Origin of the sequence: Lederbergia ruris (assembly GCF_018332955.1) — a bacterium.
In the GTDB taxonomy this organism is placed as follows: domain Bacteria; phylum Bacillota; class Bacilli; order Bacillales; family Bacillaceae_C; genus Lederbergia; species Lederbergia ruris.
This window is the reverse complement of the sequence record NZ_BORB01000014.1, coordinates 44,562-58,109: the sequence shown is the minus strand read 5'-3', so window position 1 is coordinate 58,109 and position 13,548 is coordinate 44,562. Positions and strand designations below refer to the sequence as shown.

Below are 13,548 nucleotides of genomic sequence, written 5' to 3'. Positions count from 1 at the left end.
TCTGTCCTTTTAAGAACCTAAGTAACGATCTGTTCATTTTTCTTTTGCTTCTTTGAGCAATATTATGATACACTAATTTGCAATCGAATATATTCCTTCGGGGCAGGGTGAAATTCCCTACCGGCGGTGATGAGCAATTATGCTCTTAGTCCGTGACCCGGATGCTTTTGATAAGCAGAAGGTGGATTTGGTGAAATTCCAAAGCCGACAGTGAAAGTCTGGATGGGAGAAGGAGAATCTAACAAAGTCTTTTTTCTATGCGTTCTTACGCATATATTTAGAAGTTTTCTGTTTTATTAGGAAACTCTAAAAGTCATTTGTAGACCTATGTTTATTTAAGTATGTCTAAAAGCCCCGCTACTATGTTTGCGGGGCTTATTTATTTTCATTCGTTCGTAAGGAATACAGATATTGGAGTGTTGACAGGTTGTGTTAAAGGAAAATTATATGGAGTTAGCCTTATCTTTAGCGCGCGCCGTTGCGGGTCAGACTTCACCCAATCCCCCTGTAGGAGCGGTTGTCGTGAAGAACGGTCAAGTCATCGGTATGGGCGCACACTTAAAGGCTGGTGAAGCTCATGCCGAACAGATCGCCCTGCAAATGGCTGGAGCCGAGGCCCGAGGCGCAGATCTTTACGTGACCTTAGAGCCATGTGCTCATACTGGAAAAACGCCTCCATGTGCAGATGCCGTAATAGCTTATGGGATTAAACAAGTATGGATTGCAACCAAAGATCCCAATCCCCTTGTTGCAGGTAAGGGAATCCAACGCATGCAGGACGCCATGATTCGAGTGGATGTTGGTCTTTGCAGGCAAGAAGCCACCCAACTATATGCACCATTTTTTCACTATATTCAAACAAAACAACCTTACGTAACGATGAAAATAGCGATGACATTAGACGGAAAGATAGCTACAGCAACAGGAGATAGTAAATGGATCACAAGTGACCAAGCACGACTTGATGTTCATTTACTTCGAGCTGCACATGATGCAATTTTAGTCGGTGTGCAGACGATTCTTCACGATGACCCCCTTCTTACCACCAGATTGCCCCAAGGTGGAAAACATCCTATTCGAGTGGTTTTAGATACACATTTACAGACACCAATCAACAGCCAAGTCATACAAAACGCTGAAGCACCAACGCTCATTTTTTGTGGACAGCAAGCGTCAAGCAAAAGACAACAACAGCTTGAAAAAGGAAGCGAGGCTAAAGTCGTCCGCTTGGCAACTGAGAAAATTTCTGTTTCTGAAGTTTTAAATGAGTTAGTGAAACGCAATATTATGACATTGTTGGTTGAAGGCGGAGCAACGATACATGCTACCTTTTTAAGCGCCAAAGCTATGCAAAAGGTCATTGTCTATGTTGCACCCAAATTATTAGGAGGAAAATCCTCCCTCTCCTCCATTATAGGAGAAAATCTACTTTCCATGTCAGAAGCCTATCCTTTCACATTTGAAAAAGTAGAAATGATCGGGCCCGATATCAAAATTACGGCTTTGCCAAAAGGAAGTGAACCAAATGTTTACAGGGATCATTGAAGAAATTGGTACCATTGCACAAGTCCAGTCCCGTCCACAGTCCCTAAAGTTGGAGATTACGGCTCATACTATTTTGCAAGATATAGAACTAGGACACAGTATTGCAGTAAACGGTGTATGCTTAACGGTCACCCATTTTTCCTCTACCCATTTTACCGTAGAAACATTTCACACTACCTCTTTACAAAAGTTAAAAACAGGGAGTGAGGTCAATTTAGAACGGGCTCTTTCGCTGCAAGATCGGCTTGGTGGTCATTTTGTTACGGGTCATGTGGACGGAATTGCAATCGTGCATTCGCAGTATGAGGTGGAAAATGCCTTATACATGACACTCCGTATTCCGGATGAATGGAAAAAGTATTTATTACCGAAAGGCGCCATCGCGCTGGATGGGACTTCGTTAACGATTTTTAAAGTGGAAGATAATCAGGTAACCATTTCCCTGATTCCCCATACCCAAGAGAAAACAGTATTAGCGAACAAAGAAATGGGGGATGTGGTCAATTTGGAATGTGATGTATTGGGAAAATATGTGGAACAGATGGTATTTCAATCCAAGGTAAAGCAGCAGAGTTTGACAAAAGATTTCTTACAACGTAACGGATTCTTTTAAAGAAAGGTGACAAACATGTTTGATTCAATCGAAGAAGCCATAACCGACTTACAAAAAGGAAAAGTTGTCATTGTTGTGGATGATGAAGATCGAGAAAATGAAGGCGACTTTATTGGTTTAGCAGATTTAGTCACCCCGGAAATGATTAATGTCATGGCGAAGTTCGGAAGAGGACTTATCTGCGTTCCTATCACAGAAGAAAAAGCAAAACAACTTGAATTAAAATTAATGACTGATCAGCCTACAGAAGGGCATGGAACAGCCTTTACGATTAGTATTGATCACTATTCTACTCATACAGGTATTAGTGCCTTTGAACGGGCAAAAACGATCGAAGCAATGGTGAAAACGGAGGCAGTCGCACAAGATTTTGTCCAACCTGGACATATTTTTCCCCTTATCGCGAAAAACGGTGGTGTGTTACAACGTAAAGGACATACAGAAGCTGCCGTCGATCTTGCTAGATTAGCAGGATATTCACCAGCTGGGGTGATTTGTGAAATTATGAAGGATGACGGGACGATGGCACGTACACCAGATTTACAGCTCATAGCAAAAAAATTAGACCTTAAACTGATTACGATTCAAGATTTGGTGGATTACCGAGAGCAACAGGAACCCTTAATTATCCGCGAAACTGAAATTAATCTGCCAACAGAATATGGCCATTTTCGACTAGTTGGTTATTCTGAAAAGGTAACAGGCCAGGAACATCTTGCGCTCATAAAAGGTGATCTGCATACAGATGAACCGATATTGGCACGTATTCATTCCGAATGCTTGACAGGCGATATCCTCGGTTCCTACCGCTGTGATTGTGGCCCCCAACTTCATGCTGCACTTAAACAAATAGAAAAAGAAGGGCGCGGGATACTGCTGTACATGCGGCAAGAGGGCCGTGGAATCGGCTTGATCAATAAATTAAAAGCATACAATTTACAAGAGCAAGGATTCGACACAGTGGAAGCCAATGAAAAATTAGGCTTTGCAGCAGATTTACGTGATTATCGGCTAAGTGCAGAAATGTTAAAAGACTTAAATGTGCAGAACGTACGATTGCTAACAAATAATCCAAAGAAGATTGCTGGTTTAGAAGAGCGTGGATTAAATATTAGCGAACGTGTTCCAATCCAAATGCCATTAAAGGAAGAAAATCGCCAATACTTAGAAACAAAAAAAGATAAACTCGGACATTTATTCATATTTTAGGAGGAATTATCGATGGGAAATGTATTTGAAGGTCATGTAGTCGGCACAGATATAAAGATTGGGATTGTCGTAGGTCGATTTAATGAATTTATTACTGGCAAACTTTTAGCAGGGGCTCAAGATGCATTGAAACGGCATGGAGTCAAAGAAGAAAATGTGGATATCGCTTGGGTACCGGGAGTTTTTGAAATTTCACTTATTGCGAAAAAGCTAGCAGATTCAGGCCATTATGATGTGATTATCACACTTGGAACCGTGATCCGTGGGGACACTCCTCATTTCGATTATGTATGCAATGAAGCCGCGAAAGGTGTTGCACAGGCAGGTTTGCAGTCTGGCGTTCCGGTAATCTTTGGAATCCTCACGACGCATACGATTGAGCAAGCAATTGAGCGTGCTGGAACAAAGGCTGGAAATAAAGGTTGGGATACTGCAGTAGCCGCCATTGAAATGGCGAATTTGACGAAACAACTTCCCTAAATACTCTTGCAACCCGATTATAAATAAAGAAGCCATTTTGACAACTGATCAAAATGGCTTCTTTTTATTCAATTCATTATGACCGATATTGATACTGCCCCACTAATAATTTCATAATATGGGTAAACATCAGGTCCCGGGTGACCATTCCATTAGTAAAAACTCCAATCGCCCCTTCGCCGTGACGAATGTTTTCACGTTGACAAAAGTCATCCATAACAGGGCCTAGTTCTTCCCCACTTCGAAGTCTGGTTGCGATTTCCTCCGGAAGTTTGATGCGAGCTCCTCCTGCTACAAGTGTTGCCTGATCCTTTACGGCTAGGGCACCCCAATTGATTAGAAAGAGGCCTGCCGGTGTTTCCGTTACTCCTCCCTCTAAGCCAATGCCAAGATCGACATTATGATGACGGACACAGAATTCCGCGCGATTCATCGCCCCCTTCATTGTTTCTTCATCTGAAAAAGGCATGCCGCTTACATTAGATGGGGCATCAATGGGCGCAATGTCTAGCTCATTTTCCAATGTTTGAAGAACCGTCTCAACGGCTTTTAATTTTGCTTTATTCTTGGATCCTACTGCTATTTTCATTTCCGTAAACCTTCCTTGCTTAAAATGTTATAGACCACCAATCGACAGATATTTCGTCTCTAAATACGGTTCAATCCCTTCGATTCCGCCTTCTCGGCCTAGTCCACTTTCTTTCATCCCGCCAAAAGGAGCGTGGGCAGCAGATGGTCCACCATCATTCCAGCCAATGATCCCAAATTGCAAATGATCATGTAAGTAATGTCCCACTCGATAATCATTTGTGAAGAAATATGCCGCTAATCCGTATGGTGTACTGTTGGCTAATTCCACGGCTTCTTCCAGTGTTTTATAGCTCACGATAGGGGCAACAGGGCCAAAAGTTTCTTCATGCATAATCGTCATCTCTGTTGTCACATTTTTTAGAACGGTTGGATAGACGAAGAAACAGCCTTTTTCCTTGTCTACTTGAAATTGGTTGCCAACCAGCGCTTCAGCTCCCTTGGCAATCGCATCCTCAATTTGTTCGACGATTTTGTTATAGCCTTTTTCATTGATGATAGGGCCAATATCGATTCCTTCTTTTAAACCATTACCTACCTCAAGTTTTTTTACTTCTGAAGCAAACTTTTCCGTAAACTCATCTACAACACTTTCATGAACAATGATTCGATTGGCACAGACACATGTTTGTCCAGCATTTCGGAATTTAGCGGCAACCGTTTGTTGAACAGCCAGTTCAATATCTGCATCTTCTGTCACGATTAACGGGGCATGTCCACCCAGTTCCATGGTCACATTCTGAATATTTTCGGAACTGTTCGCAATCAATTGCTTTCCTACACCTGTTGATCCAGTAAAAGTGATTTTCCGGATACGTTCACTTTTCGTAAAAATTTCACCGACAACCTTTCCCTCTCCCATTACATACTGGATGACGTCCTTGGGAATCCCCACTTCATAGGCATAGTCAATAAATTTCATCCCTGATAACGGCGTTTCTGATGCAGGCTTGACAATAAACGTACAACCTGCCGCTAAAGCGGGCGCCGCTTTTCTCGCCATCATCGCTGTTGGAAAATTCCAAGGTGTAATCGCTGCAACAAGTCCAATCGGTTCTCTCGTCACGATGATTCGTTTTGAATTCGTATTGGCGGGAATTGTACGACCATAGACTCGCTTAGCTTCTTCCGCATACCAATCTAAATAAGCAGTTGAATAATCGATCTCACCTCTAGCTTCATTTAAAGGCTTCCCATTTTCCAATGTCATTAACTTCGCTAATTCCTCTTTATTTTCTTGAACCTTTGCGCTCCAAGCTTGGATGAGTCGGGATCTTTCATGCGCATCTAACTTAGACCATTTTTGAAAGGCTTGATGGCCGTTTTTAATCGCTAACTCGATCTCAGCATTTGATTGCATGCTAATCTCTTCAATTAGCTCACCAGTGGCCGGGTTTGTGACTTTTATTTTAGACATCGCTCAAGACTCCTTTCAATCGTTTTTCTCTTTCTATATTCCCTAATTTTAACAAAATTAATGTATAGTAAGGAAATAAGAGCTCTTCTTTCCCAAAAAACGGATGTAAAACAGGCGTTGCAACCAAAAATTGCGTACTTGCAACCGCATGTTGGTGGTGTTTACGACCGTTTCATTATATTTTTATTTAAACAAAACGACGACCCCCTTAGTTGGTAGTCGCCGTGAGGCCAGCAGGATGTTGGTCACAAAGGCGTTGCGACGTACAAGGATGTACTAGTGCAGACGAAGCGACAGGACGTCGCGATTGAGTCTGCCGCCAGGACGGAGGCCCACAGGATGTGGGTCAGAACGGCGTTGCGCCAGGACGGCGCGCCTTTAGCCGTTCATCCTTATGGACTAAGTTTGTACGTCGCTAAACGGGCGCTTACGCTTTTCTTTGTCTAGCTGCAGCGCCCAGCGACTAGCAAACTTTCGGTGCCTTCCTACGATAAGTCAACATCAGTTCGCCTTATCAGGCTCACTGTGTTTCCTTTATCTCGTCAGGCCCCTAAAAAGTTTGTACGTCGCTAAACGGGCGCTTACGCTTTTCTTAATTATCCGCCGATATAAGACATGCCAATTTTCTTGCGGTTTTTAGCCGTCCACTCTGTTCGTTCATCAGAATAACGATCGGCTCTCCGCTCCCAAAGCTGGCAAATTTTAGCACGTAATGCCAGATCTGTCGCCCCGTCCCGCATCATTTTTTTCAGATCAAATCCGGAGGAGGCGAATAGACATGAGTAAAATTTTCCTTCAGAGGAAAGACGAGCTCTTGTACAAGTAGAACAGAAGGATTCAGAAACAGAGGTAATAAATCCGACCTGGGCGCCGTTGTCCGAATAGCGATAAAGCTTTGCCACCTCACCAAAATAATGAGGATCCACTGGTTCGAGTGCAAATTCTTCCTTCAACATGTCATAAATCTCTTTCTTGGTTACAACTTTTTTAAAGCTCCACCCGTTATCATTTCCGACATCCATAAACTCAATGAAGCGCAGGGTAATCCCCTGATCTTTAAAATAACGGGCCATTGGAATAATTTCCTGATCATTGACTCCTTTTTGCACAACCATATTAACCTTTATTTCAAAACCTAGTTTTTGCGCATAGGCAATATTTTCTAATATATAGGCTGGTTTGACCCCACGGCCATTTATTTGTCCAAATAATTCCGGTTCTAATGCATCCAAACTAATATTTAATCTTCTTAATCCTGCTTGATACAGATCATCGGCATGAGCTTTTAACAACATTCCATTGGTGGTCAAGCCAATATCCTCTACTCCATCTAGCTCGGTAAGTTGGGCAATTAATTCTGAAAGATTCCTTCTCATCAACGGCTCTCCACCGGTTAATCTAATTTTCTTAACACCTAGGGAAACAAAGATGGAAGCCAATCTAACCATTTCTTTAAAACTTAACATTGCATCTTTCGGCATAAAAGCATAATCATCACCGAATATTTCTTTCGGCATGCAATACGTACACCGAAAATTACAGCGATCGGTTACAGATAGCCTTAAATCCCGCATCGGTCTTCTTAATCGATCATATAAAACATCTGTCATCATGGCTCCCGTCCTTTCGCTTTTCTAGCATTCTATTCCTTCATATGAGAAGTATAACTTATTCATGCTTTCTTTTCTTATGTTCCTCTGTAATATCGGTGAAAGTTCCAACATAGCGGACATCTTCTCCTGTATCATCTTTGACTGCACTAATATTTAACCATTGTAAATATTCCTCACCACTTTTACGGCGATTCCAGATTTCCCCTTGCCATTCTCCTTGTTCCTTAATTTGCGCCCACATTTTCTGGTAAAATTCCTCATTATGTCTGCCGGAACTTAATATATTCGGATTCTGATTGAGTACATCTGCCTCTTTATATTCCGTTAACTGGGTAAAGGCTGGATTGACTGCTTTAATCTTTCCATGAGAATCCGTTACTAATATCCCCTGTCCGGTTGATTTGAAAACTTCAGCTGATAAACTTAAGCGATCCATATAATATAACCAAACGACTAATACAAGACTTGCTAATGCTACTTGCGATAATAACATAAATCCAATCGAGTATTGACCTGTTATCGAATAGATCGATGCTAATAATAATGGTGGGAAAAATCCTCCCAATCCCCCTACCATCGATACAATCCCGTTCACTGTCCCTGCTTGCTTATTAAAGTAAAAGGGAACCAATTTAAAAATGACGCCATTTCCAATGCCAGCACTGACGGCAATCGCCATACATCCCACCGTATATAAGCCAATCGATGGGGAGAAGGCCAGTATAATCGCTGCCACTGTATAAGTCACAAAGACACCCATGAGTAAAAATAGAGGTTGAAATTTATCCGCTAACCACCCGCCAACCGGGCGTAAAAAAGTGGCGACCGCAATAAATCCAGCTGTTCTCATCCCCGCATCGACTTTGTCTAATTGGAAATAATCAACTAAAAAATTCGGCAAATAAACGGTGAAGGCGACAAAGGATCCAAAAGTAATAAAATAAAATAAGGAAAAAAACCAGAGTTTTTCATTTTTATAGACACCTTTGATTTGTTCCATTAAGGGTGTCTTAACTTTCACTTCTTTGCGGTCACCAAAGAAGATATTCAAAGCTGCAAAAAATAAGAGTAAAATTAAATAGAGTTTCACCGTCATCGACCAACCGATTTGTGTCGCAATTACCGGGGCCGCAAAGGTCGTAATCGCTGTTCCAATATTACCTGCTCCATAAATCCCATTGACAAGGCCATGCTTTTCTTTTGCATAATATTTCGGCAACGAGGTAACCCCGACAGAAAAAACAGCTCCCCCAATTCCTAGAAACAACCCGCCAATAACTAAATCCGTAAAGCTAGATGCTTCACTAATATAATAGACCGGAAATAATAACAAAATGAAACTAATTAGGAAAACCAGTCTTGCCCCAAATAAATTCGCATAATACCCAAGCGGAATCCTTAACACTGATCCTAATACAACTGGGATAGCTGTCAAAATCGCTAATTTATCAGCGGGAATCGAGATATCCTCAATGATAAAAGGCAATAAAGCTGAAATAATCACCCATACCATAAACCCAACAACTAGATTCAAAGTTTGTAATGGCAATTGAACCTTTTTGATCATGCCAACCACCTACTCCTTCTTAATAATTTTACATAATCACTTCCTCTTACTAGTAGTGTAGCTTTTCCTATCGGCTATTTTTATTAGGGAGCTCCCTCCATTTTAAGGGGGTTTCCCTTGATTTGTGAAAAAATGAACATTTGTTTGTGCGACGAAAAAAATAGTGCCTATCCCCGATTTATTTTGCGCATCAGGGACAGACACCACATTTTCAAATTCTATTGTTCTAATGCTTCTGCTTCTTTAACATTTGGTGAAACAGGTCTTGCAGCATGTGCCAACGACCCAGCCACTGTTACGCCAATCAATACAAAAATCAGCGACCTAAGTATACCGACTGAGCCAGCAATCGCCCCTAAGACAGGAGGACCAACGAGAAAAGCCATATATCCGACCGTTGTGACGGCTCCGACCCGCGCAGCTACCCCATGCGGATTGTCGCCAGCTGCAGATAAGCCAATCGGAAAGCCGTAAGCCGAACCAAATCCCCAAAGAACAATACCAATGGCGGCCGTATAATAATTTCCACCAAAAATGACGATTACAAGCCCCAGTGCGGCAGATAGAGCGGAGGCTCTAAGAATCGCCACCCTGCCAAACTTATCTAAAAGAATATCCCCCACTGCACGACTAATCGTCATGGTCGCGACGAATAAACTAAACATTAACGATCCAGATGCAGGGCTTTTATCATAACCATCCACAATAACTAACGGTAACCAATCGCCCGCAGAACCTTCTGCAAACGCCATTCCTAGTACGATGATTCCGAGTAGAACCGTCCGTTGCTCTTTCCAAACAGACAAGGTCTCTGTCGCTGTAGTCTCATTTTTGTTCTCATCTTGGTCTTCTTGACCAGATCCGATTGGCACGAAACGGGAAAAATAGACAATTAAGACGAATACAATCAAAGCAATCACAAATAAATGAGCCATGATCGGTAAATGGATTTTATTGACAAGGGAACCAATCATAGCACCAAAAAAGGTCCCTAAACTATATACTGCATGAAAGCCTGTCAAAATTGACTTTTTAAGCGTTTTTTCAATCGCTGTTCCTTCTACATTCATCGCTACATCACATATTCCAATGCCAAAGCCAAAAATAGCGAGGGCGCTAAATACAATCCATACATGAGGAGCCCATGAACTTCCCAATCCGATCGTGATCAGTCCAATGGAACTAAGCCCAAGTCCTGTTAACATAATGACCCGACCACCAAAACGGGCGATTAAACGACTTGCACACATAAGGCCAATGATCGAACCAGTGGAGAGACCAAAAATAATCCATCCCATCTGTGCCGTTGATACACCTAATGCATCGCGAATATTCGGGGTTTGTGCCACCCAAGATGCCATGGCAAAACCAGAAAGACCAAAATAGAAATAAATGGCCATACGCCACAAACGTATTTGTCTAGTTGTAAGTGCCTGTTCCACTGCATACCATCTCCTAAAATTAATAACAATTCTATAAATCTACCACAAAATCAAATTTGTTACCATTCATTTTATGGAAATGGCGCGAGTTTTAGGAATATTTTTATCCTATTCAGCTTGGTGCAAAAAAATCAATATGAAGTAATAAAGCCATTGGCATGAACCTAAAGCGCCCTTACGCTTTTTCGCCGGCTCCATCATTAACGTAACGGCGAGTCACCGAAAGTTTGCTAGGCGCTGGGCGCTGGAGCTGGATCAAGCATTTTAGCCCAAATTTATACTTTCTTATCCTGTAAAAAAGGGATAGATGCAGACGATATCCCCGTCCCTCTATCCCTTTTTTACACATTTCGATTAAATAATAACCGTATTGAGTTGTTCATATAAATGATCTTCATCTACAGCTTTCATGACTTTTTCAGCCATTGGAAATAGAACTGTTTCTTCTTTGACGAAATGAACGGTTAAAACTTCAAATGCTTCTCCTGCATCTTGGACAATTTCTTTCATTTTTTCCACTGAGAATGTGTCCATTTTTGGCAAGGTATGATGAAGAAAATGACCAATGTAGGCATCTATTTCCTGATGTTCCTCTTCGATCGACATGATCGGTCCTTGTTCATATCCGATATATTGACCGAGCAGTGGGAAAAAGAATTGTTCTTCTTTTTCGGTATGATTTTTTAATGGTTCAATAAATTCAACAAGCAGTTGTCTCAGTCTTTTGAATTCTTTTCTTGCTTCCTGTTCTTCATATTGGTTATTTTCAAAGTTCAAGACAATGGCATGCCAGTCCGCCATTAAAAAAGATAAATATTGATGTTCGTTTTCCAGGATTCGAATGGCTGGTAGTTTAAATCGTAATGTTTCTCCTGCCAAGGATTTCTCCCCCCCTATCACCTTTAAAAATTAAGCAATTTTTTCTTTAAAGCATATTCCACCAATTCTGGACGACTTTTTAATGAAAGTTTTTCCATGATTTTGGCTTTATGAGCTTCCACGGTTTTAACAGAGATAAATAGTTTTTCGGCAATTTCTTTATTACCGTATCCCTTTGCGACTAAAGGTAAAATTTCCAATTCTCGTTTTGATAAAATTTTAAATGGATCGTCTGTCCCCGCAACCCCATCATTTTTGACAAATTCTTTTACGAGGGATGTTGCCATTTTTGGGTGGATATAGGTTCCTCCACTGTATACCGTACGAATGGCTGAGACGAGTTCCTCATCAGGCGCATTCTTTAAAATATAGCCTGATGCTCCATTTTTGAGTACGTGGAATAAATATTCTTCATCATCATACATGGTCAGAATAAGGATCTTCGTGTCAGGATAATCCTCACTAATTTTTCCTGTCGCGATTAAGCCGCTCTCACCTGGTGGCATACTTAAATCCAATAATAAAACATCTGGTTGGTGTTTCCCCACCATCGCATAAGCTTCGATGCCGTCCGCTGCTGTCGCAACAACTTCCATATCGGATTGATAATTTAAGATCATCGAGAAGCCACTTCGGACAACGGCATGATCATCTGCAATCACTAGTTTGATCATTCCATATTCCTCCCTATATGAGAATCGATCGGAGCATGGATATGGATGGTCGTTCCCTTACCGATTTCTGAATGGATGGTTAATTGACCGTGGATAAATTCAGCTCTTTCCCTCATGCCATATAATCCTAATCCTGTTCCTCTTGCCTCTGATGACAAATCAAAACCCATTCCATGATCCTCAATCAACAAATGAAGAAAACCTGCCTCTTCATATAAACGGACAAAAACTTCATCCACTTGCGCATATTTTAATGCGTTAAAGATCGCTTCCTGGCAAATCCGATAAAAGACCGTTTCAACCTCATTGCCATACCGTTTGGATTGCAGCTCAGGCGTAAAGTGGACAATCAGGCCATAATTCTTCTCTAGCCATTTAAAATGCGAACGGAATGCCGCTTCTAAACCAAGATCATCAAGTGATGAGGGTCTTAGTTCAACCGATAAGTTACGGACATCGTCTAGAAGCCTTGTTAAAGACATCTCCGTCTGCTTAATTTTCTCGTCTTTTTCTTTGTCATTATCCAAATATTTCAGAATCCGTAACTCCACTAAAGAGTTTAATAACTCTTGGATCACGCCATCGTGTAATTCGCGGGAAATTCGTTTCCGTTCATCCTCTTGGGCGCGAATCACATGTTTCGTCATATTATTTTGATAGAGTTCTTTCTGCGTTTGAAAGGGCTTCGTTAAATTTCTGAGCATAAGGATCCGTATTTCACTATCTTCATCGACCACTTGATAGCTCGCTGCAAAAGGAAGAGTACCATCCTTTTTTGTTTTCAAATAAATTTGAAACGATGAAAAATCCCCTTCCTCATCACGTAAATAACAATTTGTACATGTCCGTGACTCCGTGTTACTTGTGTACCCCATGCAAAATTCACAAATAGAGTGGGGAAAGCCTTTTTCCAATTCTTTTTCGTCCACAATCGCTCTCGCCGCTGGATTCATATCGATTACTTTGCCATTGGCATGTAAAAAGAAAATAATTTCTGGGCTTTGTTCGTACATCTTTGTCAGTAATTCAATGATGGTTGCTTTTGATAAATTATTCACAAGAAAGCATCTCCCTTCCTGTGAATGGAGAAAAAATATCGACGATCTCGCTTTGGATTTGTTCGATTAGTGAGGTGGTAATCACTTGATTATTTCGATAACCGACCAATAATACACCTTCCACACGATGATTGTCCCAAAGAGGAATGGCTCCAATACTTTGTAGCGACTCAGACATCACAATCGGATAATTAAATAAATCCTTCCCATGAATTTCTTTTTGGATGTTTTCAATTACAAGTGATTTTCCTGTTTTAAAAACAATTCCGGCAATTCCTTTTCCAGAATACAAAGTAATGCGTTTATAACGATCATTTAAATTGCCTGCCGCGTATTTCCATTTTAAAACGAATTGATCCTCTACAGACTGGGTAAGAGCCAGAGAGACTAGATCAAATTGGTATCGTTCTTTTAACTGATTAACTTCAGCTTGATATTTTGCCTGTCTTTCCATCATTTTCTT

The 13,548-nt window shown here is 41.2% G+C and carries 13 protein-coding genes and 1 riboswitch; of the genes, 4 read left to right on the top strand and 9 right to left on the bottom strand.

All coding sequences use genetic code 11. The features are described 5' to 3' along the window. The first annotated feature begins 89 nt into the window (after positions 1–89). A riboswitch (FMN riboswitch) is annotated at positions 90–238 on the top strand. A gap of 191 nt (positions 239–429) precedes the next feature. From ribD to ribH, 4 genes are read left to right on the top strand one after another with little or no spacing between them, the layout of a single operon-like run. Continuing rightward, a complete protein-coding gene (gene ribD / locus KI363_RS09935) occupies positions 430–1,545 on the top strand; it encodes a bifunctional diaminohydroxyphosphoribosylaminopyrimidine deaminase/5-amino-6-(5-phosphoribosylamino)uracil reductase RibD (protein WP_212966241.1) in 1,116 nt (371 codons plus the stop codon). Beyond that, positions 1,526–2,158, top strand: a complete 633-nt coding sequence (ribE, locus tag KI363_RS09930) for a riboflavin synthase (RefSeq protein WP_212966240.1) — start codon at positions 1,526–1,528, stop codon at positions 2,156–2,158. The genes ribD and ribE overlap by 20 nt, the downstream gene beginning before the upstream one ends. A 15-nt stretch (positions 2,159–2,173) precedes the next feature. Beyond that, positions 2,174–3,367: a bifunctional 3,4-dihydroxy-2-butanone-4-phosphate synthase/GTP cyclohydrolase II gene (locus tag KI363_RS09925; protein ID WP_212966239.1), complete on the top strand. Its 1,194-nt coding sequence runs from the start codon at positions 2,174–2,176 to the stop codon at positions 3,365–3,367. A 12-nt stretch (positions 3,368–3,379) separates the two neighbouring features. Beyond that, a complete protein-coding gene (ribH, locus tag KI363_RS09920; RefSeq protein WP_158321401.1) occupies positions 3,380–3,847 on the top strand; it encodes a 6,7-dimethyl-8-ribityllumazine synthase in 468 nt (155 codons plus the stop codon). Positions 3,848–3,923: 76 nt separating this feature from the next. Here the strand turns inward: ribH and KI363_RS09915 are convergent, their stop codons facing one another. The 9 genes from KI363_RS09915 to KI363_RS09875 form a co-directional block, all read right to left on the bottom strand. Next, entirely contained in the window at positions 3,924–4,436 is a 513-nt protein-coding gene (locus KI363_RS09915) for a DUF84 family protein (RefSeq protein WP_158321402.1), read from the bottom strand. Between the two features lie 27 nt (positions 4,437–4,463). Next, the gene (locus KI363_RS09910; RefSeq protein WP_212966238.1) at positions 4,464–5,852 is read right to left on the bottom strand and encodes an NAD-dependent succinate-semialdehyde dehydrogenase; all 1,389 of its coding nucleotides are present in this window, start codon (positions 5,850–5,852) and stop codon (positions 4,464–4,466) included. Between the two features lie 596 nt (positions 5,853–6,448). Beyond that, positions 6,449–7,465, bottom strand: a complete 1,017-nt coding sequence (moaA, locus tag KI363_RS09905) for a GTP 3',8-cyclase MoaA (protein WP_373306769.1) — start codon at positions 7,463–7,465, stop codon at positions 6,449–6,451. 55 nt (positions 7,466–7,520) lie between these two features. Next, a complete protein-coding gene (locus tag KI363_RS09900) occupies positions 7,521–9,032 on the bottom strand; it encodes a nitrate/nitrite transporter (RefSeq protein WP_212966236.1) in 1,512 nt (503 codons plus the stop codon). Between the two features lie 218 nt (positions 9,033–9,250). Further along, complete coding sequence (locus KI363_RS09895; protein WP_246516826.1) at positions 9,251–10,474, bottom strand: MFS transporter; 1,224 nt, start codon at positions 10,472–10,474, stop codon at positions 9,251–9,253. A 354-nt stretch (positions 10,475–10,828) separates the two neighbouring features. After that, positions 10,829–11,353 (bottom strand): hemerythrin domain-containing protein, encoded by a 525-nt coding sequence (locus tag KI363_RS09890; RefSeq protein WP_212966235.1) that lies wholly within the window; start codon positions 11,351–11,353, stop codon positions 10,829–10,831. A 23-nt stretch (positions 11,354–11,376) separates the two neighbouring features. Further along, a complete protein-coding gene (gene nreC, locus KI363_RS09885) occupies positions 11,377–12,024 on the bottom strand; it encodes a nitrate respiration regulation response regulator NreC (RefSeq protein ID WP_212966265.1) in 648 nt (215 codons plus the stop codon). Then, positions 12,024–13,085, bottom strand: coding sequence for a sensor histidine kinase (locus tag KI363_RS09880; RefSeq protein WP_373306768.1), 1,062 nt, complete (start codon positions 13,083–13,085; stop codon positions 12,024–12,026). The genes nreC and KI363_RS09880 overlap by 1 nt, the downstream gene beginning before the upstream one ends. Beyond that, positions 13,078–13,542 carry a GAF domain-containing protein gene (locus KI363_RS09875; RefSeq protein ID WP_246516825.1) on the bottom strand — a complete coding sequence of 155 codons (465 nt, stop codon included), beginning with the start codon at positions 13,540–13,542 and terminating at the stop codon, positions 13,078–13,080. Before KI363_RS09875 ends, KI363_RS09880 begins: the two co-directional genes overlap by 8 nt. Positions 13,543–13,548: the final 6 nt, after the last annotated feature.

Excerpts from the sequence above, each read along its gene's own strand:
- KI363_RS09910 (WP_212966238.1), bottom strand. The coding sequence starts at position 5,852 with ATGTCTAAAATAAAAGTCACAAACCCGGCCACTGGTGAGCTAATTGAA.
- KI363_RS09875 (WP_246516825.1), bottom strand. The coding sequence starts at position 13,542 with ATGATGGAAAGACAGGCAAAATATCAAGCTGAAGTTAATCAGTTAAAA.
- KI363_RS09900 (WP_212966236.1), bottom strand. The coding sequence starts at position 9,032 with ATGATCAAAAAGGTTCAATTGCCATTACAAACTTTGAATCTAGTTGTT.
- KI363_RS09915 (WP_158321402.1), bottom strand. The coding sequence starts at position 4,436 with ATGAAAATAGCAGTAGGATCCAAGAATAAAGCAAAATTAAAAGCCGTT.
- ribH (WP_158321401.1), top strand. The coding sequence starts at position 3,380 with ATGGGAAATGTATTTGAAGGTCATGTAGTCGGCACAGATATAAAGATT.
- KI363_RS09925 (WP_212966239.1), top strand. The coding sequence starts at position 2,174 with ATGTTTGATTCAATCGAAGAAGCCATAACCGACTTACAAAAAGGAAAA.
- moaA (WP_373306769.1), bottom strand. The coding sequence starts at position 7,465 with ATGATGACAGATGTTTTATATGATCGATTAAGAAGACCGATGCGGGAT.
- ribE (WP_212966240.1), top strand. The coding sequence starts at position 1,526 with ATGTTTACAGGGATCATTGAAGAAATTGGTACCATTGCACAAGTCCAG.